Raw genomic sequence first — 22,129 nt, 5'->3', positions numbered from 1 at the left:
GGGTGTGCATATTACGCTTTCCCGCTTCAGAGTCAAGCATTTATTTTCGCTTATCCCTGCTGACCCGGCGGCGTGTGTGCCGTTGTTCCGTGTCAGTGGAGGCGCATTATAGGGGGTAATTCTGAAGCTGCAAGGATAAAGTGAAAATTATTTACTGACCGCTCACTTTCCAGGCAATTTGCATCCCAGACCTCAATTCTGGCCTGGTTTTTAAACAAAAACGAGCCGCAAGCGGCCCGTTTTTGCGTTTTGTGACTTACTGCACTGCCACAATTTTGTCGTCGTTGGCTTCCAGACGGATAACTTTGCCCGGAATCAGCTCCCCGGAGAGTATCTGCTGCGCCAGTGGGTTTTCGATCTGTTGCTGGATTGCGCGTTTCAGCGGACGCGCCCCATAAACCGGATCGTACCCATTTGCGCTCAAGAGCTTCAGCGCATCATCGGAGATGTGAATTTCATATCCACGCTCTTCCAGACGTTTATACAGACGCTGCAGCTGAATCTGCGCAATCGACGCAATATGTTTCTCACCCAGAGGATGGAACACTACCACTTCATCAATACGGTTAATGAACTCTGGACGGAAGCTATGGCTTACCACGCCCATCACCAGATCCTTCATATGGCCGTAGTCCAGTTCACCGAAACGTTCCTGAATCAAATCGGAACCCAGGTTCGAGGTCATGATCACTACCGTGTTACGGAAGTCGACCGTTCTCCCCTGTCCGTCAGTCAGCCGTCCATCGTCAAGAACCTGCAGCAGAATGTTGAACACATCCGGATGCGCTTTTTCCACTTCATCCAGCAGGATGACGGAATAAGGACGACGGCGCACCGCTTCTGTCAGGTAGCCACCTTCTTCATAACCCACATATCCTGGAGGCGCACCAACCAGTCGCGAAACGGAGTGTTTCTCCATAAACTCGGACATATCGATACGCACCATCGCATCATCGCTATCAAACATGAAGTTAGCCAGCGCCTTACAGAGTTCGGTTTTACCGACCCCCGTAGGCCCCAGGAACAGGAACGAACCGATTGGACGATTAGGGTCAGACAACCCTGCACGGCTACGGCGAATGGCATTAGAGACCGCTTCAACCGCCTCGTTCTGACCAATCACGCGCTGATGCAGATCCTGCTCCATGCGCAGCAGTTTGTCGCGTTCGCTTTCCATCATGCGCGCAACCGGAATACCGGTCCAGCGAGCCAGCACTTCAGCGATCTCCTCATCCGTTACTTTGTTTCGTAACAGACGCATCGTTTTGCCTTCCGACTGCGTGGCGATCTCAAGCTGTTTCTCAAGCTCAGGAATTTTGCCGTACTGCAGTTCAGACATTCGCGCCAGGTCACCCACACGACGCGCTTGCTCAATGGCAATTTTCGCCTGTTCCAGTTCCGCTTTAATTGTCTGAGTACCCGAGAGTGATGCTTTCTCCGCTTTCCACTCTTCTTCCAGCTCAGAGTACTGACGCTCTTTATCGTCCAGTTCTTCGTTGAGCATATCCAGCCGTTTCTTACTGGCTTCATCAGACTCTTTCTTCAGTGCCTGCTGTTCCAGTTTGAGCTGGATGATGCGACGGTCGAGCCTGTCCAGCTCTTCCGGTTTCGAGTCAATCTGCATACGAATGCTTGAGGCCGCTTCATCAATAAGGTCGATTGCTTTATCGGGCAACTGACGGTCAGCGATATAACGATGCGAAAGCGTGGCTGCTGCAACAATCGCCGGGTCAGTAATCTGCACATGGTGGTGCAGTTCATAACGTTCTTTCAGCCCACGCAAAATCGCGATGGTATCTTCAACGCTTGGCTCAGCAACAAACACTTTCTGGAAACGACGCTCCAGCGCAGCATCTTTTTCGATGTACTGACGGTACTCATCCAGCGTGGTAGCCCCTACGCAGTGAAGTTCCCCACGTGCCAGGGCTGGTTTCAGCATATTACCGGCATCCATCGCGCCGTCCGCTTTACCTGCGCCGACCATGGTGTGCAGTTCGTCAATAAACAGAATGACGTTGCCTTCCTGTTTCGCCAGGTCGTTAAGCACGCCTTTCAGACGCTCTTCAAACTCACCGCGGTATTTCGCCCCGGCCACCAGCGCCCCCATGTCGAGCGCCAGTACGCGACGACCTTTCAGCCCTTCCGGCACTTCACCGTTCACAATGCGCTGCGCCAGACCTTCGACGATGGCGGTTTTACCGACCCCCGGCTCACCAATCAGCACCGGGTTGTTTTTGGTACGACGCTGCAGTACCTGGATAGTACGGCGAATCTCTTCATCACGGCCGATCACCGGGTCAAGCTTGCCCTGCTCGGCACGCTCGGTCAGGTCGACCGTAAATTTTTTCAAAGCCTGACGTTGGTCTTCGGCTGCCTGATCGTTCACGCTTTCACCTCCGCGCATTTTCTCAATCGCCTGAGTCACATTGGCGGTGGTTGCACCGGCAGATTTCAGCAGGTCGGTCAAGGTACCGCGTGATTCAAGCGCCGCCAGAACGAAAAGTTCTGACGAAATAAAGTTGTCCCCACGTTTTTGCGCCAGCTTGTCGCAAAGATTCAGCACACGCACCAGATCCTGAGACGGCTGAACGTCGCCACCGGTACCTTCTACCTGGGGTAAACGGCTCAGGGCCCGATCGATGGCGGTGCGTAACTGGCCAGCATTAATGCCGGCAGACGTTAATAACGGACGTACCGATCCCCCTTCCTGATTCAACAAGGCGCTCATTAAATGAAGAGGTTCGATGAATTGGTTGTCGTGCCCCAGTGCAAGGGACTGGGCATCGGCGAGAGCAAGCTGGAATTTATTAGTAAGACGATCCAGACGCATAACTCCTCCCATAACAGGTCAAATTTGCTACTGGAGATTAAATGAGGTCATCCCTCAATTATTCAAGGTTAATGACCTGAATTATGTGAAAAGAAAACGGCACGTTCCGGATCGTCTTGATTCTTTAGGTTATATCAGCCAAATAAAACTTGCCATACGACCTGTCGTCTTGTCGCGGCGATAAGAGAAAAAATCACCCTTTTCGGTGAAGGTACAGCGATCGCCGCCGAAGATCTGCGTCACGCCGACATTATTCAGGCGCTGGCGGGCCAACAGGTAAATATCGGCCAGATATTTTTCACCGGCAGGAAGGAAAGCATCCGCGGCTTGCAGCTCTTTCTCCATAAAGCCTTCGCGGACCTCTGGCCCCACTTCAAACGCACGAGGACCAATGGCCGGGCCGAGCCAGGCCATGATATTCGCAGGGTCATCTTTAAAGCAGGCGACGGTCTCTTCGAGCACACCTTCACACAGACCACGCCAGCCTGCATGCGCTGCTGCCACCTCGGTACCGGCACGGTTACAGAACAGAACCGGCAGGCAATCGGCAGTCATTACCGCACATACCGTTCCCGGGGTATCACTGTAAGACGCATCGGCCCGTTTAGACGCATAGGGTTCGCCCGTTAACGGCAGTACCGTTTTACCGTGAACCTGTTCCAGCCAGACCGGTTTCGACGGTAAATTCCCGGCAGCAAACAGGCGTTTGCGGTTTTCTTCAACGTGCTCCAGGTTGTCACCACAGTGTGCGCCGAGATTCAAAGATTCCCACGCGCCCTGGCTCACACCGCCGATACGGGTTGAACTGCAGGCAGCCACGCCCTCAGGCAGTGGCCACTCCGGGACAATCAGTTTGGTCATAACCAGTCCACTTGATCTTTGTGTTCTTCAAAATCAACACGCATGGCGTCAATAAGGTCGACCATATCCTGTGGGATCGGCGCGTGCCATTCCATCTGAATACCGGTGATAGGATGGTAAAGACGCAGCATCGTTGCGTGCAGCGCCTGGCGATCAAACTTACGCAGTACGCTAATGAACTCATCCGATGCACCTTTTGGCGGACGCGGACGACCACCGTAGACCTGATCGCCCACCAGCGGATGGGTAATGTGCGCCATATGAACACGGATCTGGTGAGTACGACCGGTTTCCAGACGCAGACGCAGACGCGTATGAATGCGGAAGTGTTCCATAATGCGGTAGTGCGTTACCGCAGGCTTACCCATCGGGTGCACCGACATATGGGTACGTTTGGTTGGGTGACGGCTGATAGGTTCTTCCACCGTACCGCCAGCGGTCATATGACCAATGGCCACCGCTTCATATTCGCGGGTGATTTCACGCAGCTGCAGAGATTCCACCAGACGTGTCTGAGCTGGAACGGTCTTTGCCACCACCATCAGACCCGTGGTGTCTTTATCCAGACGGTGAACGATGCCGGCGCGTGGAACATCCACGATAGGCGGGTAATAATGGAGAAGTGCGTTAAGCACTGTGCCATCAGGGTTCCCCGCGCCCGGATGAACAACCAGGTCACGTGGCTTGTTGATCACCAGGATGTCATCATCTTCATAGACGATGTTCAGCGGGATGTCCTGCGGCTCGAAGCGGATGTCCTCTTCGATTTCAGCATTGATGGCGACGGCTTCCCCACCTAACACTTTCTCTTTTGGTTTGTCCCAGATCTTGCCGTTTACCAGCACGCGCTGGTCAAGGATCCATTCTTTTATGCGTGAACGCGAATAATCAGGGAACAATTCGGCCAAAGCCTGATCTAAGCGTTGACCGAGCTGATTTTCGGAGACTGTTGCGGTGAGTTCTACTCGTTGTGCCATAAACTGCTTCTTCGTTTAACGTTGGGTTTTACGGCTTTGCCGTTTAATATAGTGTGCTATTGTAGCTGGTCTTAATCGGGAGCAGGAACAGAGTTTCTCCCGGACAAACATTTGAGGAAAGTCAAAACGTCATGACGCGCATGAAATATCTGGTGGCAGCGGCCACGTTGAGCCTGGCTTTGGTGGGCTGCTCCGGTTCAAATGAACAGGTCCCTGACAATCCGCCGAATGAAATCTATGCGACTGCACAACAAAAGTTGCAGGACGGTAACTGGAAACAGGCGATAACGCAACTGGAAGCGTTGGATAATCGCTATCCATTTGGTCCGTATTCGCAGCAGGTACAGTTAGATCTCATCTATGCCTACTATAAAAATGCCGATCTGCCGCTGGCTCAGGCAACCATCGATCGTTTCATGCGTCTGAACCCGACTCATCCTAACATCGATTACGTCATGTACATGCGCGGTCTTACCAACATGGCGCTGGACGACAGTGCCCTGCAAGGTTTCTTCGGTGTGGATCGTTCTGACCGTGACCCGCAGCATGCGCGTGATGCTTTCAACGACTTCTCCAAACTGGTGCGCGGCTACCCGAACAGCCAGTACGTCACTGACGCGACCAAACGTCTGGTGTTCCTGAAAGATCGTCTGGCGAAATACGAATACTCCGTTGCGGAATACTATACCCGCCGTGGCGCATGGGTTGCCGTGGTTAATCGTGTAGAAGGTATGCTGCGTGATTACCCGGATACACAGGCAACGCGTGATGGCCTGAAGCTGATGGAAAATGCTTACCGTCAGATGCAGATGACCGCACAGGCTGACAAAGTGGCGAAAATCATCGCCGCGAACAGCAGCAACACCTGATATTGCCTCAATGCAAAACGGCAGCCTTCGGGCTGCCGTTTTTTTATGCGTTCAGAGATCAGCTGAAGCGGTTTAGCCTCAACACATCCTATCAACTATGACCGCAAATCGGGCCTTCCACAAGGTAAATATCACCTCTTCCTGCCCTGCCTCACAAAAAACATTCCCTGACAAAAACCGACAAAATAACGTGATCTAAATCACATATTTTGACATTAGGACAGGTATGCTGGAATCACCAAGACGGAAAGACAAGAGGTAAAATTTATGACAATGAACATTACCAGTAAACAAATGGAAATTACTCCGGCAATCCGCCAACACGTCGCAGACCGTCTCGCCAAACTGGATAAATGGCAAACACATTTGATTAACCCACATATCATCCTGTCCAAGGAGCCGCAAGGTTTCATCGCTGACGCAACTATCAATACTCCAAACGGCCATCTGGTCGCCAGCGCAAAACATGAGGATATGTACACCGCTATTAACGATTTGATCAACAAGCTGGAACGGCAGCTCAATAAAGTGCAACACAAAGGTGAAGCCCGTCGCGCCGCAACGTCGGTGAAAGACGCCAGCTTCGCGGAAGAAGTTGAAGAAGAGTAATCCTTTAAATTGAGTTTACCGCCAACGCGCCTTCGGGCGCGTTTTTTATTGACAGCGTGAAAACAGTACGGGTACTTTAACGGTATCAACGACAGGATGATTTCATGAAACACACACCGTTTTTCTTCGCATTCTTTTTTACCTTCCCCTGATTGGGAGGCGTTTCGTCGTGTGATAAAGAATGCGAAGACGAACAACAAGGCCTCCCACACCGGGAGGCCTTTTTTATTAATAACGATAAACGAGACAGGCAACACTATGACACCGGAAAACCCGTTACTGGACCTGCGAGTGAAAATCAGCGCACTGGACGAAAAATTACTGGCCCTGCTGGCAGAACGTCGCACACTCGCCATCGAAGTGGGAAAAGCCAAGCTGGACTCCCATCGGCCGGTGCGTGATATCGACCGTGAACGCGACCTGCTGGAACGCCTGATTCAGCTTGGTAAAGCGCACCACCTCGACGCCCATTACATCACCCGTTTGTTCCAGCTCATCATCGAAGACTCCGTTCTGACCCAGCAAGCGCTACTCCAGCAGCATCTGAATAAAACGAACCCGCACTCTGCACGTGTCGCCTTCCTCGGCCCTAAAGGCTCTTACTCTCACCTTGCCGCGCGCCAGTACGCAGCGCGTCATTTCGAAGAGTTTATTGAAAGCGGCTGCGCAAAATTTGCTGATATTTTCAATCAGGTCGAAACCGGACAGGCGGATTACGCCGTCGTACCGATTGAAAACACCAGCTCTGGTGCCATTAACGACGTGTACGATCTTCTGCAGCACACTACGCTGTCGCTGGTTGGCGAGATGACCATCCCTATCGATCACTGCGTACTGGTCTCTGGCTCAACCGACCTGAGCCAAATCGAGACGGTGTACAGTCACCCACAACCGTTCCAGCAGTGCAGTCAGTTCCTCAACCGTTATCCGAACTGGAAAATTGAGTACACCGAAAGCACTTCTGCGGCGATGGAAAAAGTGATGCAGGCAAATTCCCCGACGGTGGCCGCACTTGGCAGCGAGGCGGGCGGAGCGCTGTATGGCCTGCAGGTACTGGAACGCAACCTGGCGAACCAGACGCAAAATATCACCCGCTTCGTGGTACTGGCCCGTAAAGCCATCAATGTCTCTGAGCAGGTTCCGGCTAAAACGACGCTGCTGATGGCGACCGGGCAGCAGGCGGGTGCGCTGGTTGAGGCCCTGCTGGTACTGCGTAACCACAACCTGATCATGACGAAGCTGGAATCTCGCCCGATTCATGGTAATCCGTGGGAAGAGATGTTTTATCTGGATATCCAGGCCAACCTGGAATCTGCATCCATGCAGAAAGCCCTGCGTGAACTGGGAGAAATCACCCGCTCAATGAAAGTGCTGGGCTGCTATCCGAGCGAAAACGTCGTGCCGGTTGACCCGGCTTAACGTTCGATAAAGCGGCTTTTCTTCATCCCTGCCACGCTGACGGGCAGGGTGAAGATGGCGCCGGAGAGCGGATACTGTGCCACTTCATCCGCATCCATATTTTCCCGCGTGGTCGTGATAAACAGGGTTTTCATATCCTCGCCGCCAAAGCAGACCATCGTCGGACAACGAACCGGCATGCGATGCTCTTCCAGTTGTTCCCCCTGCGGTGAAAAGCGCGCGATACGCCAGCCATCAAACATTGCGCTCCAGTAGCAGCCTTCTTCATCCATCGCAGCACCGTCGGGTATGCCCTCCCCCTCTTTAAAGCGGCGGAATATCTCGCGTTTCCCCGGCTCACCTTGCTCATCAAGCGGCGTGCGGTAGATAACGCCATTTGGCGTGTCAGAGGTGAACATCCACTGTTTGTCCGGGCTGAATGCCAGACCGTTGTGCCCGTGAATATCACACTGGATCACTTTCGGCGTCAGGTCATTATCGATACGCATCAGCATGGCGCCGTTGTAATCCCCCGGCCCCCAGAAGGTTCCCGCATAGAACCGTCCATGATGATCGGTACCGCCATCATTAAAACGCGCCAGTTGCGGGTTAGAGGGGTTATCACACACCTTGCGCTGAAGCAGGCCGTGCTTGTCAGCAAGCCAGATGCCATTGCGCATCGCGACGATAAAGCCGCCACGCTCACGCAGAGCGAAACAGCCTACTTCTTCATGGAAAGAGAGTACCGTGTGTTCCGCGGTAGGCAGATGATAACGGTGGATCTCCCCCTCCAGAATATCTGCCCAGTAGAGCGCATGCTCTTCGGCACTCCATGTCGGACATTCGGGCAGATGCCCGGTGTAATTCAACAGCGGCTGCGGTTCGGCCATAACAGTTCCCCAAAATGAAAAAAGCCAGCATTGCTGGCTTTTAGTATATACATCATCGCATTACTGGCGACTGTCATTTGCCTGACGCAAAAGCGTGCGGCTCTCACTCTGAAAACGTTGCGCATAATCGCCAAACCAGTGCTCGACTTTACGGAAGCTGTCGATAAACGCCTGCTTATCGCCATGCTCCAGCAAGGTGATCGCTTCACCAAACCGCTGGTAATAACGTTTGATAAGCGCCAGGTTGTTCTCAGAGGACATAATAATGTCGGCGTAAAGCTGTGGATCCTGAGCGAACAAACGCCCAACCATCGCCAGCTCCAGGCGATAGATCGGTGAAGAGAGCGCCAGCAGCTGTTCAAGCTGCACATTCTCTTCCGCCAGATGCAAACCGTAGGCAAAGGTCGCAAAGTGGCGCAGCGCCTGAATGAACGCCATGTTCTGATCGTGCTCTACCGCGCTGATCCGGTGCAACCTGGCACCCCATACCTGGATCTGTTCCAGGAACCACTGATAGGCCTCCGGCTGACGACCATCGCAGTACACCACAACCTGCTTCGCCAGGCTGCCACTGTCCGGACCAAACATCGGGTGCAGGCCAAGCACCGGGCCAGTATGCGCCGCCAGCATCGCCTGCAGGGGGCCATTTTTGACCGATGCAAGGTCAACCAGGATGCAATCTTTCGGCAACGGTGGAAGCTTGCCGATGATCTGCTCCGTCACGTGGATAGGCACGCTGACGATAACCATCCCCGCATCGGCCATCAGCGCTGGCGCGTGTTCCCAGTCCTCTTTTTCCAGAATGCGAACCTGATAACCAGAAAGCGTCAGCATTTTTTCAAACAGACGCCCCATCTGGCCCGCACCACCCACAATAACCACCGGGCGCAGGGACGGACAGAGGGTTTTGAAGCCCTTATCGTTTTCGCTGGAATAGGATTCCCGCATTACGCGACGCAAGACATCTTCAATCAGATCCGGCGAGACGCCCAGCGCCTGGGCCTCTTTGCGCCGCGAGGCCAGCATGGATGCCTCACGCTCCGGGACGTAAATCGGCAGGCCGTATTTGCTTTTTACCTCACCCACTTCGGCAACCAGAGCCATACGGCGCGCCAGCAGGTCCAGCAACGCCTTATCCACTTCATCAATTTGATCGCGTAACGCGGTCAATTCAGCAACCATAACTACCCTCTTAAGCCAGACGCGTCGCCAGCTGGCCGCTTACATCTTTATGGATCTCACGCAGCAGCGCGTCGGTGGTTTCCCAGCTGATGCAGGCATCCGTGACGGATACGCCGTGCTTCATTGCGCTGCGCGGTTGTTCAGATGACTGATTGCCTTCATGAATATTGCTCTCAATCATCAGACCGATAATAGAACGGTTGCCGTCTTTTATCTGTGCCACCACTGATTCCGCAACCGCAGGCTGACGACGGTAATCTTTATTCGAATTACCATGACTGCAATCTACCATCAGTGCCGGGCGCAGTCCCGCCTGCTCCATCTCTTTTTCACACTGTGCCACATCTGCCGGGCTGTAGTTCGGTGCTTTACCACCGCGCAGGATCACGTGACCATCCGGGTTACCCTGCGTTTGCAGGAGGCAAACCTGCCCCGCCTGGTTAATGCCAACAAAACGGTGCGGCATTGCCGCGGCACGCATGGCGTTAATTGCAGTGGCCAGGCTGCCATCAGTACCGTTTTTAAAACCAACCGGCATCGACAGACCAGACGCCATCTCGCGGTGGGTTTGTGATTCTGTGGTGCGTGCCCCAATGGCAGACCAGCTAAACAGGTCGCCCAGGTACTGCGGGCTGTTCGGATCCAGCGCTTCAGTGGCCAGCGGTAGTCCCATGCTGACCAGCTCCACCAGCAGACGACGCGCAATTTTCAGCCCTGCTTCCACATCAAACGAGCCATCCATGTGCGGATCGTTAATCAACCCTTTCCAGCCAACGGTGGTACGTGGCTTCTCAAAATAGACGCGCATTACCAGATAGAGGCTATCGCTGACCTCCTCCGCTAATGTTTTAAATCGACGAGCGTACTCAATGGCGGCTTCAGGATCGTGAATAGAACAAGGACCACATACCACCAGCAGGCGCGGATCGCGGCCAGCGATAATGTCTGAAATGGTCTGACGCGAGTGCTCAATTTGAGCCTCCTGCGCGACGCTCAGCGGGAATTCCGCTTTCAGTTGATCCGGAGTAATCAAAATCTGTTCGTCAGTGATATGTACGTTGTTCAGCGCGTCTTTTTGCATGATTGCGATCCTGTAAAGCTCGTTTGCGATAATTGTTTTCCTCGAAGAGGTGAAACAACGATACCATAACAAGTAAAGATTTCAATCCAAAATACGTACACTTTTCTTTACGAATGCCAATTTATTGCAAAAATCAGCCGCCATAGACGTAAACTTTAAATTACACACCTTACTTTCCGTTACCAGGCTATGCTGAAGAAAAAAGGAGAATGGCTATGCGTTCAATTGCTCTGGTGCTGTTGTCGCTCATTTTATCGGGTTGCCAAATCAATCCTTATACCTTCCACCCGGACTGGACCAGCCCCAGCTGGTTTGATGCGGGTAAAGAAGACGCCATGAATGGTCTGCCGGTTAAAGATAACCAGACGCTGGCCGATAATTTTAATGATCCACAAGTTGATCGTAGTGAATATCTCCGGGGATATGCAGACGGACAGAAGAAAGTGTGTGAAGAAGGTTTTCTCCACGCCTGGGGATTAGCGGGAAAATCTTTTCCTGCCAGCTGCGATACTGCTGAAAATGCAGCAAAACTGCACGAGTCATGGCAAAAAGGCATGGATGAAAGCATGCGCTCCAGCAGACTTAATTAAGCCTCTTTTTATTCACCGGAATATAACAAAGTGTAGGATTTAGCTTAGGTCGAGGCAGGGAAAATTCTGACATAATGACGGCTTTGGTAAACAATGGTATTCTGCCTACAACTCTTAAGGACATCTATTTCCGGAGCGAAGTGGCGGATTCTGGTGAGAAATTTATCCTTGATCTCTTTTTTCCGACTCACTCTGGTGCTAATGCTGTTCCTTATGGTGGGCGCAGCGGCGGCAGGCACGTTCACCGAAACCGATAAATCGGTACGTTCGATCGTTTCAGGTATTGTGAGCTACACCCGATGGCCGTCACTTTCCGGCCAGCCAAAACTCTGTGTTTATGCTTCTTCTCACTACACGCATGCACTCACCAGCAAGGACGGGCAAAGCGAATTACCTTATACCCCCGTTATTGTGCGTAACGATCAGGAAGCCCTGTCCGCGACGTGTGATGCTATTTATTTCGGGGCGGAATCCCCCGTAAAACAACGTGAATTAATAAGTCAGTATCAGGGCAGAGCATTGCTATTAATCTCAGAGCAAAATCCGGAATGTATTATTGGCAGCGCCTTTTGCCTGATAATTGATCGCAACCATGTCCGGTTTTCCGTCAATCTGGATGCGCTGACTCGCAGTGGCGTGAGAGTCAATCCGGATGTATTAATGCTCGCACGGAATAAGCAGCATGGATAAAGATTTCACTTCAGCGCCACGTCCGACGTTTAAAAGAACACTCAGACGAATCAGCATGATAAGCGTCATCATCACGATGACATTAATATGGCTGCTCCTCTGTTTTGCCTCCGTCGTGACATTAAAGCAATACGCACAAAAGAATCTCGAATTAACCGGCGCCACCATGAGCCACAGCCTTGAAGCCTCCCTGGTGTTCAACGATTCAGTGGCAGCCAATGAAACGCTTGCTGCCCTTGGCAAACAGGGCCAGTTTGCCGTGGCTGAAGTCCTCAACGTGCACAAAAAACGCTTTGCGTACTGGTCGTGGAACCCGGCGGATAACAACGACACTCTGGGCGCACTGGTCAGCCGCTGGCTTTTCCCCGAGCCGATTTCCCAGCCTGTATTCCATAACGGCTCAACGATTGGCGAAATACGCCTTACCGCGCGTGACAGCCTGATAAGCCACTTCATCTGGATGTCGTTTGCCGTTCTCACCGGCTGTATTTTGTTTGCGACGGTGGTCGCACTGACCATTACGCAATCCTTGCATCACGGCATGGTTACAGCGCTGCAAAACATTACTGACGTCGTTCATGACGTACGCACTAACCGTAACTTCTCCCGACGGGTGAAAGACGGGCGGATTGAAGAGTTTCACCAGTTTGGCGAGGACTTCAACAGCCTTCTGGATGAAATGGAGGAGTGGCAGCTTAAACTGCAGGCGAAAAACGCCCAGCTATTACGCACCGCCATGCACGACCCGCTGACGGGTCTTGCCAACCGTGCGGCATTTCGTAACAGCATCGCGGCATTAATGAATGACCCCGCAGCAAAAACAAACTCGGCCCTGCTCTTCCTCGACGGTGATAATTTTAAGTTTATTAATGACACCTGGGGACACGCGGCAGGAGACTGTGTGCTGATTGAAGTCGCCAGAAGAATGGTCGAGTTCGGTGATAAGCGCCATCAGTCATACCGCCTTGGCGGCGACGAGTTTGCCATGGTGCTGTACGGCGTCCATTCAGAGCCTGAGGTTCAATATCTTTGTGCTGCCTTATCGCAGCAGTTTATCCGCCCGTTCGAATTGCATAACGGGCAAAAAGCATCAATGTCACTCAGTATTGGCTTTGCTCTGGCGTGGGAAAATGGTTCTGTGGAAGCATTACTGGAGAAAGCCGACCGCAATATGTACCTGGTTAAAAACCAGCGTACAAAAACGATAAATTAGAAGGGAAACGATATGTTAAAGCGATACTTCGCGCCGTTGTTATTAGCCTCAGTCGTGCTGGCAGGTTGCCAGTCACCGCCGCAAGGCAAGTTCACTCCTGAGCAGATTGCGGCGATGAAGTCTTACGGTTTTAACGAACTGAACGGCGACTGGTCTCTTGGCCTGTCAGATACCATCCTGTTTGATAAAAATGACGCCAGGCTGCGTGCGGAAAGTGAAACGCAGATCAAGACCATGGCCTCTCGCCTCGCGGCAACCGGCCTGAACCACGCGCGTATGGACGGTCACACGGACAACTACGGCGAAGAGCGCTACAACGAAGCGCTGTCATTGAAACGTGCAAATGCGGTAGCCGACGCCTGGGCGAAGGGAGCCAATATCCCGCGCAGCAACCTCACCACGCAGGGGTTAGGCAAAAAATACCCTGTTGCGAGCAACAGTACTGCAAAAGGGCGCGCTGAAAACCGCCGGGTTGCGGTGGTGATCAGCACGCCATAAGGTTATTTAACCGATGATTCTGCGAGCGACACGCCTGTTGCCGCTCGCCAGCGCAGCCAGTCGACCAGCACAAACAGGGCCAGACTCACACCCATCACCGGCATCGCCAGCCCCAGCAGGACACTCACTATCGCCGTGACGGCTCTTCCCCATCCCGATAGCGCCAGCCAGCTCTGACAGAGCGTCTGAACCGGGTTCACGACCGATTGCGCCGGACGACGCATCCACCACATCCGGTATCCCCAGACGATCAGCACGCACAGGGCAATACCGAACGCGATCAGCAACAGCTGATTGGCCAGCCCAAACAAGATCCCCATGTGGAAATCCACGCCCCAGCGGGTCAGTTTTGCCATTAACGGGAAATCTTCAAACCGGGTTCTGTCCAGAATATGCATGGAGTGCGGATCGACCGCCACCGCATCGACCTGAGTCGGCCAGCTACGATCGATTTCCGTCACGGTCCAGGCCTGTTCAGCCGTTTTCGCCGGGCGGATTTCGAGCTTGCTGGCATCTATACCCGCCGTACGGGCGGCATGCAGGACGTCATCAAAAAGCGTCGGATCCATCACCATCCCGGGCATCATCATCCCGCTATGATGCCCCCGGTGCTCAGCGTGCTCGTCCATGATGGCAGGCACACCGGAGAGCGTAGTATTGACCTGCGGCGTAAGCCAGTTCATCCGGGCACGCAGTGTATCCACGTTACCGCCCGCCCACTGAGACCACGTCAGGCCTGTCGCTGAGAACAATAACATTCCCCCCAGCAACACCCAGCCCAGTGCCACATGCACACGACGGCGGTTCTGGAAACGGTTGTTCATCCGACGTTTTGGTCGGGTGTAAAACCACAGGGCGATTCCACCCAGCGCGGCAACCCACATCCAGGAGGCGGCCAGCTCGCTATAGAGACGCCCGACATCGCCAAGCATTAACGAGGTGTGCAGATAATCGATGGTCTGGCGCAACGGTAGAATGCCACTCGTGCCGTACACCGTCATCTCGCCCCGCACCTCAAGGCTCACGGGATCCACAAAGATAGCGCGGTTCTCCGACGGGCCAAGCGCAGGGTCAGCGAACATCACGCGGGTAGTATCACCGTCAACCAGCCCCGGACGAACGGCATGCAGGCGCAGATCTGAACCCACGGCGTTTTCCGCCACGGCAATCTGCTCGGCCAGAGGCCGTGCCTCTCCCATTGAATCCGTGTGCAACGCGTGCCGGTAGAGCGCGTTTTCCAGCTGCGGTGTCGCCACATACAGCGTACCGGTCAGCGCGGCGAAGAAGATAAACGGGCCAACAAACAGCCCGACATAGAAATGGAGTCGACGCAGCAGGTTTCCCCATGCCGCGCGCGGAGTGCAGGTAGTCATACTTTTCCTTTTTAAGGCAAAAAGTTATCGATTTTTTTTAAAGGGAAAAAGCAGACTGCCGCGGCGGCGCGCGGGTATCAGGAAAGAGCCAGGGGAAAAAGTGCCAGTGGCTGACCGGCGGTTGCGGCGGTGTAACGCGACTCCTTTGCAGTACCACACTGAGCAGTACAATCAGCGCCAGCATCATGCCCGGCACATGCGCTAACAGTACACAGTAGCCACACGCTTCCGCATGGTCGACGGGCATCGAGTGCGGCATATCGCCATGGTGTTCATCCATCGACATCATGCTCATGTCATGATGCATTCCCGGCATGGCGCTCATGGGATCTTTTTGCAGCGAGATGGAGATAAGCGGCGCAACCACGATCAGCAGGATCGCAAACAGCGCGGTCAAAGCCGCTGCGCGTTTCCAGTTATGCCGATGCAGTACGTTATCCACTTTCCCTCCCGTTAAGAGGCCAGCATTGTAAATGATTTATGACGAAAGGGTTAATGCGAGAGGTGCGATGGAATAAAAAAGGGCCAGCCTTTCGGCCAGCCCTTTTTAACAGGATGTCGCTTAAGCGAATCTTAGTTCAGACGCTCTTTAATACGAGCAGACTTACCAGTACGCTCACGCAGGTAGTACAGTTTAGCTTTACGTACAGCACCACGACGTTTAACAGCAATGCTGTCAACTACCGGAGAGTGAGTCTGGAAGACACGCTCAACGCCTTCGCCGTTGGAAATTTTACGAACAGTGAATGCAGAGTGCAGACCGCGGTTACGAATAGCGATAACCACGCCCTCGAATGCCTGCAGACGTTTTTTGGAACCTTCAACAACCCATACTTTCACTTCCACGGTGTCACCTGGACGGAAGGAAGGTACGTCCTGCTTCATCTGCTCTTGTTCAAGTTGCTTAATAATGTTGCTCATAATTTAATCTCTTATCCTGGGTAAACTGATATTCGGGAGCGTATTACGCATTCCCATCATGTTCATGCTGCTGTTGCGCGTGTTCTTTTTTGAACTCGGCCAGCAACTTTGCTTGCTCTTCAGTCAGAGCCAGGTTTTCCAGAAGTTCAGGTCTTCTAAGCCAGGTTCGGCCCAGCGACTGCTTCAAACGCCAGCGACGTATCTCAGCATGGTTTCCTGACAGTAACACCGCCGGTACTTCCATCCCTTCTAACACTTCAGGACGAGTATAGTGTGGACAGTCCAGCAACCCATCAGCAAAGGAATCTTCCGTTGCCGAAGCTTCATGGCCCAGTACACCCGGAATGAACCGGGCAACGGAGTCAATCAGCGTCATCGCTGGTAACTCACCACCGCTGAGTACGTAATCGCCGATAGACCATTCTTCGTCAATCTCGGTTTGAATTACGCGCTCATCTATCCCTTCGTAGCGACCACAGACCAGAATCAATTTTTGATTCGTCGCCAGTTCGCTGACGCCCGCTTGATCAAGCTTGCGTCCCTGAGGTGACAGATAAATCACCTTCGCGCCTTCACCTGCCGCGGCTTTTGCTGTGTGAATGGCGTCCCGTAAGGGTTGCACCATCATTAACATCCCCGGTCCGCCGCCGTAAGGACGATCGTCCACGGTACGGTGCCGGTCATGCGTAAAGTCACGAGGACTCCAGCTCTGGATGTTCAGCAGGCCATTCTTTACTGCCCGGCCAGTTACCCCGTAATCGGTAATCGCGCGGAACATTTCAGGAAACAGGCTAATTATGCCAATCCACATAGCGCCGTCTTTTACCGTTTATCCGGAGAATTTAAAAACCAGGATCCCAATCTACTTCAATCGTTTGAGTAGCGAGATCGACTTTCTTGATAACCTGTCCATCGAGGAACGGAACCAACCGCTCCTTGATGCCAAATGCATCTTTCAGGTTTGCCCTAATGACGAGAACGTCATTTGACCCGGTTTCCATCATGTCGATGACTTTCCCCAGGCTATAACCTTCAGTGGTGACCACCTGGCAACCCATAAGGTCTTTCCAGTAGTAGTCGCCCTCTTCCAGCTGCGGCAACTGCGACGAATCCACGATAATTTCACAATTAGTCAGTGCATTCGCGGCATCACGATCGTCAATGCCTTTCAGCTTGATGATGATGTCCTGATTGTGGTGACGCCAGCTTTCCAGCTCGACCTCTTCCCACTTACCGGCTTTCTGGATAAACCAGGGCTGGTAATTAAAAATGCTATCAGCGTCTTCAGTGGAGGAAAACACTCTGAGCCAACCACGAATACCGTAGCAAGAACCCATTTTGCCCAATACAATCGGTTCAACAGGTGCTTTATTGCTCATCATGACCACCGTGACAGATTAAGCTGCTTTGTTTGCTGCTTTGATCAGCGTAGCAACGCGATCGGAAACAGTAGCGCCCTGGCCAACCCAGTGAGCGATACGATCCAGATCCAGACGGGTTTCTTCTTCAGAACCAGAAGCGATCGGGTTGAAGAAACCAACGCGCTCAATGAAGCGACCGTTGCGTGCATTACGGCTGTCAGTAACAACAACCTGGTAGAACGGACGCTTTTTAGCGCCGTGACGTGCTAAACGAATAGTTACCATAACATCCTCTTGTGTGAATAAAACAACCGGGCCCCATCGAGGAACGGAGCCCGGGTGTCATATTAAAAGCCCGAAAATTTTACTGATTTCTGGGGAAAATGCAATCAGCAGTTAAAACTCTGCTGCAAAACACGGCCAGGGTGTGCTTTTCGGGCACACCCTGGCATCAAAATAGCCAGCAGCCAGGCGATTAACGGCCAGGGAATCCTGGCGGCATCATGCCCTTCATGCCACGCATCATCTTCGCCATGCCGCCTTTCTTCATTTTCTTCATCATGCGCTGCATGTCGTCGAACTGTTTCAGAAGGCGGTTTACGTCCTGCACCTGCATGCCGCAACCAGCTGCGATACGGCGTTTGCGGGACCCTTTGATGATGTCCGGGTTAGCACGTTCCTTGAGGGTCATCGAGTTGATGATCGCCTCCATACGCACCAGCACCTTGTCATCCATCTGCGCTTTTACGTTGTCAGGGATCTGGCCCATGCCCGGCAGTTTGCCCATCAGGCTTGCCATGCCGCCCATGTTTTTCATCTGACGCAGCTGCTCAAGGAAATCGGTCAGGTCAAAGCCGTCGCCTTTTTTCAGCTTGCTGGCCAGCTTCTCAGCCTGGGCGCGGTCAACCTTGCTCTCGATATCTTCGATAAGCGACAGCACGTCGCCCATGCCGAGGATACGGGAGGCGATACGGTCCGGGTGGAACGGCTCCAGCGCTTCGGTTTTCTCACCCACACCGAGGAATTTAATCGGCTTGCCGGTGATATGACGAATCGAAAGCGCCGCACCGCCGCGGGCGTCACCGTCCACTTTGGTCAGCACTACGCCGGTTAACGGCAGCGCTTCGTTAAACGCTTTCGCGGTGTTCGCCGCATCCTGACCGGTCATGGCGTCAACAACAAACAGGGTCTCTACCGGATTGATAGCGGCATGCACCTGTTTGATCTCATCCATCATCGCTTCGTCAACGTGCAGACGACCGGCGGTATCCACCAGCAGCACGTCGTAGAATTTCAGCTTCGCCTCTTTCAGCGCCGCGTTAACGATGTCGACAGGCTTCTGGGCAACGTCAGACGGGAAGAAATCCACGCTGACCTGCTGCGCCAGGGTTTCCAGCTGTTTAATCGCCGCCGGGCGATAGACGTCCGCAGAAACGACCAGCACTTTTTTCTTGTGCTTTTCACGCAGGAATTTACCCAGCTTACCCACACTGGTGGTTTTACCCGCACCCTGCAGGCCTGCCATCAGCACGACGGCCGGTGGCTGTGCCGCCAGGTTAAGCACCTGGTTCTCTTCGCCCATCGCCGAAACCAGTTCGTTACGGACGATTTTGACGAACTCCTGACCCGGGGTCAGGCTCTTGTTAACTTCATGACCAACCGCCTTCTCTTTAACGCGGTTGATAAAATCACGAACAACCGGCAACGCGACGTCTGCTTCCAGCAGCGCCATGCGCACTTCGCGCAGCGTTTCCTTGATGTTGTCTTCGGTAAGGCGTCCGCGGCCGCTGATGTTGCGCAGCGTGCGCGACAAACGATCGGTTAAATTATCAAACATTGTCTCTCGCCTGAGTAGAAACGTTGGGTCGCTGGCAGCGACACATACACAGAATTTTGCCGGAGTATAACATGAAGGCGGCTTTGTTGTTATGCAACGGTTGGAGCAGGCGTCACGTAACGTTATACTGCTTCTCTTTCTTATTAAGACAACTGTCGATGCCTATATGCCTGTTTTCGCACTGATCGCCCTTGTTGCCTACTCTGTCAGCCTCGCGCTGATCATTCCTGGACTGCTGCAAAAAAACAGCGGCTGGCGACGCATGGCTATTCTTTCGGCGGTAATCGCACTGATAAGCCATGCGTTCGCGCTGGAATCGCGCATTATCCCCGGCGATGGCAGCGTACAGAACCTGAGCGTGCTCAACGTCGGCTCGCTGGTCAGCCTGATGATCTGTACGGTGATGACCATTGTCGCCTCTAAAAACCGCGGCTGGCTGCTACTGCCGATTGTGTATGCCTTCGCGCTAATCAACCTGGCCCTGGCCACGTTTATGCCCAATGAGTTTATTACGCATCTGGAAGCGACGCCGGGAATGCTGGTGCATATCGGCCTGTCACTCTTCGCTTATGCAACGCTGATTATCGCCGCGCTCTATGCCATGCAGCTCGCCTGGATTGACTACCAGCTGAAAAACAAAAAGCTGGCCTTTAACCATGAGATGCCGCCGCTGATGGTGATTGAGCGTAAGATGTTCCACATCACGCAGGTCGGTGTCGTGCTGCTGACGTTAACGCTGTGCACGGGCCTGTTTTATATGAAAAACCTGTTCAGCGTGGAGAATATCGATAAAGCGGTCCTCTCCATCATCGCGTGGTTTGTCTATATTGTCCTGTTATGGGGCCATTATCATGAAGGCTGGCGCGGTCGTCGCGTGGTCTGGTTCAACGTCGCGGGCGCGGGCATTCTCACCCTTGCCTATTTTGGCAGCCGCTTCATACAGCAGTTTGCTGGCTAAGTAACAAAGGAGTTCCCCCTGGAACACATCTCTACCACCACGCTGATCATTACGCTGATCGTCATGGTGGTCATCTCCGCCTATTTCTCCGGCTCGGAAACCGGCATGATGACCTTAAACCGCTACCGGTTACGTCATCGTGCTAAGCAGGGTAACCGTGCCGCCCGTCGCGTCGAAAAACTGCTGCGTCAACCGGATCGTCTGATCAGTCTGGTGCTCATCGGTAACAACCTCGTCAACATTCTTGCCTCTGCGCTCGGTACCATCGTTGGGATGCGCCTGTACGGCAACGCCGGCGTCGCCATTGCCACCGGTGTGCTGACGTTTGTGGTGCTGGTGTTTGCAGAAGTGCTGCCTAAAACCATCGCCGCGCTCTACCCGGAAAAAGTGGCCTACCCCAGCAGCTTCCTGCTGGCACCGCTGCTGATCCTGATGATGCCGCTGGTCTGGTTACTGAACATGGTGACGCGTGTTCTGATGCGGATGATCGGTATCAAAGCAGACGTCACCATCAGCAGCGCGCTCAGCAAAGAAGAGCTGCGCACCATCGTGCATGAATCGCGCTCGCAGATCTCCCGGCGTAATCAGGACATGCTGCTGTCGGTACTGGATCTGGAAAAAGTCAGCGTTAACGACATCATGGTGCCGCGTAACGAGATCGTCGGCATTGATATCAATGACGACTGGAAAGCCATCGTCCGCCAGTTGACCCACTCCCCGCACGGGCGTATCGTGCTGTACCGCGACTCTCTGGACGATGCCATCAGCATGCTGCGCGTGCGCGAAGCTTATCGTCTGATGACCGAGAAAAAAGAGTTCACCAAAGAGGTGATGCTCCGCGCCGCTGACGAAATTTATTACGTGCCAGAAGGAACGCCGCTCAGCACCCAGCTGGTGAAGTTCCAGCGTAACAAGAAGAAGGTCGGCCTGGTGGTCAATGAGTACGGGGATATTCAGGGGCTGGTGACGGTTGAAGATATTCTGGAAGAGATTGTCGGGGACTTTACCACCTCCATGTCCCCTTCCCTTGCGGAAGAAGTCACCCCGCAAAACGACGGCTCGGTGCTGATCGACGGCAGCGCGAACATTCGCGAGCTCAATAAAGCCTTTAACTGGCATTTACCGGAAGATGAAGCACGCACCATAAACGGGATGATTCTGGAAGCACTGGAAGAGATCCCGGCGGCGGGCACGCGGGTGCGCATTGAGCAATACGATATTGATATCCTGGACGTGCAGGACAATATGATTAAGCAGGTGAAAGTCCTGCCGGTAAAACCGATTCGGGAAAGTATTGCTGAATAGAGAGTAGGCCGGGTACGGCGCAAGCCGCCACCCGGCACTACAGATGGCAAATTACGCTTTCGCTTTCGCCACGGTAACCATTGCAGCACGAATGGTACGACCGTTCAGGGTATAACCTTTCTGCATCACGCCAAGCACTTTACCGGCTTCAACGTCTTCTGATTCCACCATCGCAATCGCCTGGTGTACGTTTGGATCCAGCGGAACGTTGGTATCGCCAACCACTTCCACGCCAAACTTACGTACCACATCCAGCATGGATTTCAGCGTCAGTTCGATACCTTCGATCATCGCGGTGTTGTCCGGGTTAGCTTTATCAGCCACTTCCAGTGCGCGATCCAGGCTATCAATCACCGGCAGCAGTTCGTTGATAAATTTCTCCAGCGCAAATTTATGCGCCTTCTCAACGTCCTGCTCGGTACGACGGCGCAGGTTTTCCATTTCCGCCTTGATGCGCAGAACACTGTCGCGTTCGCGATTCTGTGCTTCTACCAGCTGAGCTTCCAGATTCGCAATTTTTTCATCGCGCGGGTCCACCTGCTCAGCAGATGCGTCCGGCTCTACAGCCTCAACATCATCGTGCTGTTCCGTGATAATTTCTTCAGGGGCTTGCCCCTCAGGCGTTTTCTGTTCTTTACTACTCATGAATTTCTCCGCGTTTTTCTGCATTCATATCGCTAACTTCG

24 protein-coding genes and 1 other annotated feature are annotated in these 22,129 nt (G+C 53.3%); of the genes, 10 read left to right on the top strand and 14 right to left on the bottom strand.

Annotated features, from left to right (window positions below; all coding sequences use genetic code 11):
* Window positions 1-256: 256 nt before the first annotated feature.
* The 3 genes from clpB to rluD form a co-directional block, all read right to left on the bottom strand.
* Window positions 257-2,830 carry an ATP-dependent chaperone ClpB gene (clpB, locus tag QLG09_RS04855; protein ID WP_282488755.1) on the bottom strand — a complete coding sequence of 858 codons (2,574 nt, stop codon included), beginning with the start codon at window positions 2,828-2,830 and terminating at the stop codon, window positions 257-259.
* Between the two features lie 129 nt (window positions 2,831-2,959).
* Window positions 2,960-3,691 carry a purine nucleoside phosphorylase YfiH gene (gene yfiH / locus QLG09_RS04850; protein WP_014171234.1) on the bottom strand — a complete coding sequence of 244 codons (732 nt, stop codon included), beginning with the start codon at window positions 3,689-3,691 and terminating at the stop codon, window positions 2,960-2,962.
* Window positions 3,688-4,668, bottom strand: coding sequence for a 23S rRNA pseudouridine(1911/1915/1917) synthase RluD (gene rluD, locus QLG09_RS04845; protein ID WP_014171235.1), 981 nt, complete (start codon window positions 4,666-4,668; stop codon window positions 3,688-3,690). Before rluD ends, yfiH begins: the two co-directional genes overlap by 4 nt.
* 131 nt (window positions 4,669-4,799) lie before the next feature.
* On the opposite strand from rluD, the gene bamD reads away from it, so the two are divergent.
* From bamD to pheA, 4 genes are all read left to right on the top strand, one after another.
* Complete coding sequence (bamD, locus tag QLG09_RS04840) at window positions 4,800-5,537, top strand: outer membrane protein assembly factor BamD (protein WP_013098339.1); 738 nt, start codon at window positions 4,800-4,802, stop codon at window positions 5,535-5,537.
* Window positions 5,538-5,804: 267 nt separating this feature from the next.
* Complete coding sequence (gene raiA / locus QLG09_RS04835; protein WP_003863162.1) at window positions 5,805-6,146, top strand: ribosome-associated translation inhibitor RaiA; 342 nt, start codon at window positions 5,805-5,807, stop codon at window positions 6,144-6,146.
* Window positions 6,147-6,249: 103 nt separating this feature from the next.
* Window positions 6,250-6,375, top strand: a sequence feature (Phe leader region).
* On the top strand, window positions 6,251-6,298 hold the full coding sequence (gene pheL / locus QLG09_RS04830; protein ID WP_001386991.1) for a pheA operon leader peptide PheL: 48 nt from the start codon (window positions 6,251-6,253) through the stop codon (window positions 6,296-6,298). (Overlaps the previous feature by 48 nt.)
* A 29-nt stretch (window positions 6,376-6,404) precedes the next feature.
* Window positions 6,405-7,565 (top strand): bifunctional chorismate mutase/prephenate dehydratase, encoded by a 1,161-nt coding sequence (gene pheA, locus QLG09_RS04825; protein ID WP_020883922.1) that lies wholly within the window; start codon window positions 6,405-6,407, stop codon window positions 7,563-7,565.
* On the opposite strand, the gene QLG09_RS04820 is transcribed toward pheA, so the two are convergent.
* From QLG09_RS04820 to aroF, 3 genes are read right to left on the bottom strand one after another with little or no spacing between them, the layout of a single operon-like run.
* Window positions 7,562-8,434, bottom strand: a complete 873-nt coding sequence (locus QLG09_RS04820; RefSeq protein ID WP_014171237.1) for an SMP-30/gluconolactonase/LRE family protein — start codon at window positions 8,432-8,434, stop codon at window positions 7,562-7,564. The genes pheA and QLG09_RS04820 overlap by 4 nt on opposite strands.
* A gap of 60 nt (window positions 8,435-8,494) precedes the next feature.
* Window positions 8,495-9,616 carry a bifunctional chorismate mutase/prephenate dehydrogenase gene (gene tyrA / locus QLG09_RS04815; RefSeq protein ID WP_014171239.1) on the bottom strand — a complete coding sequence of 374 codons (1,122 nt, stop codon included), beginning with the start codon at window positions 9,614-9,616 and terminating at the stop codon, window positions 8,495-8,497.
* Window positions 9,617-9,626: 10 nt separating this feature from the next.
* On the bottom strand, window positions 9,627-10,697 hold the full coding sequence (gene aroF, locus QLG09_RS04810; RefSeq protein WP_032680469.1) for a 3-deoxy-7-phosphoheptulonate synthase AroF: 1,071 nt from the start codon (window positions 10,695-10,697) through the stop codon (window positions 9,627-9,629).
* A gap of 215 nt (window positions 10,698-10,912) precedes the next feature.
* On the opposite strand from aroF, the gene QLG09_RS04805 reads away from it, so the two are divergent.
* The 4 genes from QLG09_RS04805 (at window position 10,913) to QLG09_RS04790 (ending at window position 13,688) form a co-directional block, all read left to right on the top strand.
* Window positions 10,913-11,287, top strand: coding sequence for a DUF2799 domain-containing protein (locus tag QLG09_RS04805; protein ID WP_032680468.1), 375 nt, complete (start codon window positions 10,913-10,915; stop codon window positions 11,285-11,287).
* Between the two features lie 201 nt (window positions 11,288-11,488).
* A complete protein-coding gene (locus QLG09_RS04800) occupies window positions 11,489-11,977 on the top strand; it encodes a YfiR family protein (protein ID WP_020883918.1) in 489 nt (162 codons plus the stop codon).
* A complete protein-coding gene (gene dgcN, locus QLG09_RS04795) occupies window positions 11,970-13,190 on the top strand; it encodes a diguanylate cyclase DgcN (protein WP_032678714.1) in 1,221 nt (406 codons plus the stop codon). Before QLG09_RS04800 ends, dgcN begins: the two co-directional genes overlap by 8 nt.
* A gap of 12 nt (window positions 13,191-13,202) precedes the next feature.
* Window positions 13,203-13,688 carry an OmpA family protein gene (locus QLG09_RS04790; RefSeq protein WP_014171244.1) on the top strand — a complete coding sequence of 162 codons (486 nt, stop codon included), beginning with the start codon at window positions 13,203-13,205 and terminating at the stop codon, window positions 13,686-13,688.
* A 2-nt stretch (window positions 13,689-13,690) separates the two neighbouring features.
* On the opposite strand, the gene QLG09_RS04785 is transcribed toward QLG09_RS04790, so the two are convergent.
* The 7 genes from QLG09_RS04785 to ffh all read right to left on the bottom strand — a co-directional run bounded on the left by QLG09_RS04785 (window position 13,691) and on the right by ffh (window position 19,180).
* Entirely contained in the window at window positions 13,691-15,061 is a 1,371-nt protein-coding gene (locus QLG09_RS04785) for a PepSY-associated TM helix domain-containing protein (protein ID WP_049022450.1), read from the bottom strand.
* A 37-nt stretch (window positions 15,062-15,098) separates the two neighbouring features.
* Window positions 15,099-15,503, bottom strand: a complete 405-nt coding sequence (locus QLG09_RS04780) for a DUF2946 domain-containing protein (protein ID WP_014171246.1) — start codon at window positions 15,501-15,503, stop codon at window positions 15,099-15,101.
* 131 nt (window positions 15,504-15,634) lie between these two features.
* Entirely contained in the window at window positions 15,635-15,982 is a 348-nt protein-coding gene (rplS, locus tag QLG09_RS04775) for a 50S ribosomal protein L19 (protein WP_002914145.1), read from the bottom strand.
* A gap of 43 nt (window positions 15,983-16,025) precedes the next feature.
* The gene (trmD, locus tag QLG09_RS04770; RefSeq protein ID WP_014171247.1) at window positions 16,026-16,793 is read right to left on the bottom strand and encodes a tRNA (guanosine(37)-N1)-methyltransferase TrmD; all 768 of its coding nucleotides are present in this window, start codon (window positions 16,791-16,793) and stop codon (window positions 16,026-16,028) included.
* Between the two features lie 31 nt (window positions 16,794-16,824).
* The gene (gene rimM, locus QLG09_RS04765; RefSeq protein WP_032670210.1) at window positions 16,825-17,364 is read right to left on the bottom strand and encodes a ribosome maturation factor RimM; all 540 of its coding nucleotides are present in this window, start codon (window positions 17,362-17,364) and stop codon (window positions 16,825-16,827) included.
* 15 nt (window positions 17,365-17,379) lie between these two features.
* On the bottom strand, window positions 17,380-17,628 hold the full coding sequence (gene rpsP / locus QLG09_RS04760; protein ID WP_014171249.1) for a 30S ribosomal protein S16: 249 nt from the start codon (window positions 17,626-17,628) through the stop codon (window positions 17,380-17,382).
* A 190-nt stretch (window positions 17,629-17,818) separates the two neighbouring features.
* Window positions 17,819-19,180: a signal recognition particle protein gene (ffh, locus tag QLG09_RS04755; RefSeq protein ID WP_014171250.1), complete on the bottom strand. Its 1,362-nt coding sequence runs from the start codon at window positions 19,178-19,180 to the stop codon at window positions 17,819-17,821.
* Between the two features lie 166 nt (window positions 19,181-19,346).
* Here ffh and QLG09_RS04750 point away from each other — a divergent pair, with 166 nt between their 5' ends.
* Both QLG09_RS04750 and QLG09_RS04745 read left to right on the top strand, forming a co-directional pair.
* Entirely contained in the window at window positions 19,347-20,138 is a 792-nt protein-coding gene (locus QLG09_RS04750; RefSeq protein ID WP_003863130.1) for an inner membrane protein YpjD, read from the top strand.
* An 18-nt stretch (window positions 20,139-20,156) separates the two neighbouring features.
* A complete protein-coding gene (locus tag QLG09_RS04745; RefSeq protein WP_032670206.1) occupies window positions 20,157-21,443 on the top strand; it encodes an HlyC/CorC family transporter in 1,287 nt (428 codons plus the stop codon).
* 51 nt (window positions 21,444-21,494) lie between these two features.
* Here the strand turns inward: QLG09_RS04745 and grpE are convergent, their stop codons facing one another.
* The gene (gene grpE, locus QLG09_RS04740) at window positions 21,495-22,088 is read right to left on the bottom strand and encodes a nucleotide exchange factor GrpE (protein WP_020883911.1); all 594 of its coding nucleotides are present in this window, start codon (window positions 22,086-22,088) and stop codon (window positions 21,495-21,497) included.
* Window positions 22,089-22,129 lie beyond the last annotated feature (41 nt).

This window comes from Enterobacter sp. V89_11, assembly GCF_029967775.1.
GTDB classification, from domain to species: Bacteria; Pseudomonadota; Gammaproteobacteria; order Enterobacterales; family Enterobacteriaceae; genus Enterobacter; species Enterobacter ludwigii.
The sequence above is the reverse complement of the archived record's forward strand: the minus strand, read 5'-3'. Positions and strand labels throughout refer to the sequence as shown.

Bases quoted from the DNA above. Each gene is read 5' to 3' on its own strand.
- clpB (WP_282488755.1), bottom strand. From the start codon at position 2,830: ATGCGTCTGGATCGTCTTACTAATAAATTCCAGCTTGCTCTCGCCGAT.
- rimM (WP_032670210.1), bottom strand. From the start codon at position 17,364: ATGATGAGCAATAAAGCACCTGTTGAACCGATTGTATTGGGCAAAATG.
- dgcN (WP_032678714.1), top strand. From the start codon at position 11,970: ATGGATAAAGATTTCACTTCAGCGCCACGTCCGACGTTTAAAAGAACA.
- QLG09_RS04785 (WP_049022450.1), bottom strand. From the start codon at position 15,061: ATGACTACCTGCACTCCGCGCGCGGCATGGGGAAACCTGCTGCGTCGA.
- ffh (WP_014171250.1), bottom strand. From the start codon at position 19,180: ATGTTTGATAATTTAACCGATCGTTTGTCGCGCACGCTGCGCAACATC.
- trmD (WP_014171247.1), bottom strand. From the start codon at position 16,793: ATGTGGATTGGCATAATTAGCCTGTTTCCTGAAATGTTCCGCGCGATT.
- QLG09_RS04805 (WP_032680468.1), top strand. From the start codon at position 10,913: ATGCGTTCAATTGCTCTGGTGCTGTTGTCGCTCATTTTATCGGGTTGC.
- yfiH (WP_014171234.1), bottom strand. From the start codon at position 3,691: ATGACCAAACTGATTGTCCCGGAGTGGCCACTGCCTGAGGGCGTGGCT.
- aroF (WP_032680469.1), bottom strand. From the start codon at position 10,697: ATGCAAAAAGACGCGCTGAACAACGTACATATCACTGACGAACAGATT.
- rplS (WP_002914145.1), bottom strand. From the start codon at position 15,982: ATGAGCAACATTATTAAGCAACTTGAACAAGAGCAGATGAAGCAGGAC.
- pheA (WP_020883922.1), top strand. From the start codon at position 6,405: ATGACACCGGAAAACCCGTTACTGGACCTGCGAGTGAAAATCAGCGCA.
- QLG09_RS04800 (WP_020883918.1), top strand. From the start codon at position 11,489: ATGCTGTTCCTTATGGTGGGCGCAGCGGCGGCAGGCACGTTCACCGAA.
- QLG09_RS04790 (WP_014171244.1), top strand. From the start codon at position 13,203: ATGTTAAAGCGATACTTCGCGCCGTTGTTATTAGCCTCAGTCGTGCTG.
- grpE (WP_020883911.1), bottom strand. From the start codon at position 22,088: ATGAGTAGTAAAGAACAGAAAACGCCTGAGGGGCAAGCCCCTGAAGAA.
- QLG09_RS04750 (WP_003863130.1), top strand. From the start codon at position 19,347: ATGCCTGTTTTCGCACTGATCGCCCTTGTTGCCTACTCTGTCAGCCTC.
- raiA (WP_003863162.1), top strand. From the start codon at position 5,805: ATGACAATGAACATTACCAGTAAACAAATGGAAATTACTCCGGCAATC.
- QLG09_RS04820 (WP_014171237.1), bottom strand. From the start codon at position 8,434: ATGGCCGAACCGCAGCCGCTGTTGAATTACACCGGGCATCTGCCCGAA.
- rluD (WP_014171235.1), bottom strand. From the start codon at position 4,668: ATGGCACAACGAGTAGAACTCACCGCAACAGTCTCCGAAAATCAGCTC.
- rpsP (WP_014171249.1), bottom strand. From the start codon at position 17,628: ATGGTAACTATTCGTTTAGCACGTCACGGCGCTAAAAAGCGTCCGTTC.
- bamD (WP_013098339.1), top strand. From the start codon at position 4,800: ATGACGCGCATGAAATATCTGGTGGCAGCGGCCACGTTGAGCCTGGCT.
- tyrA (WP_014171239.1), bottom strand. From the start codon at position 9,616: ATGGTTGCTGAATTGACCGCGTTACGCGATCAAATTGATGAAGTGGAT.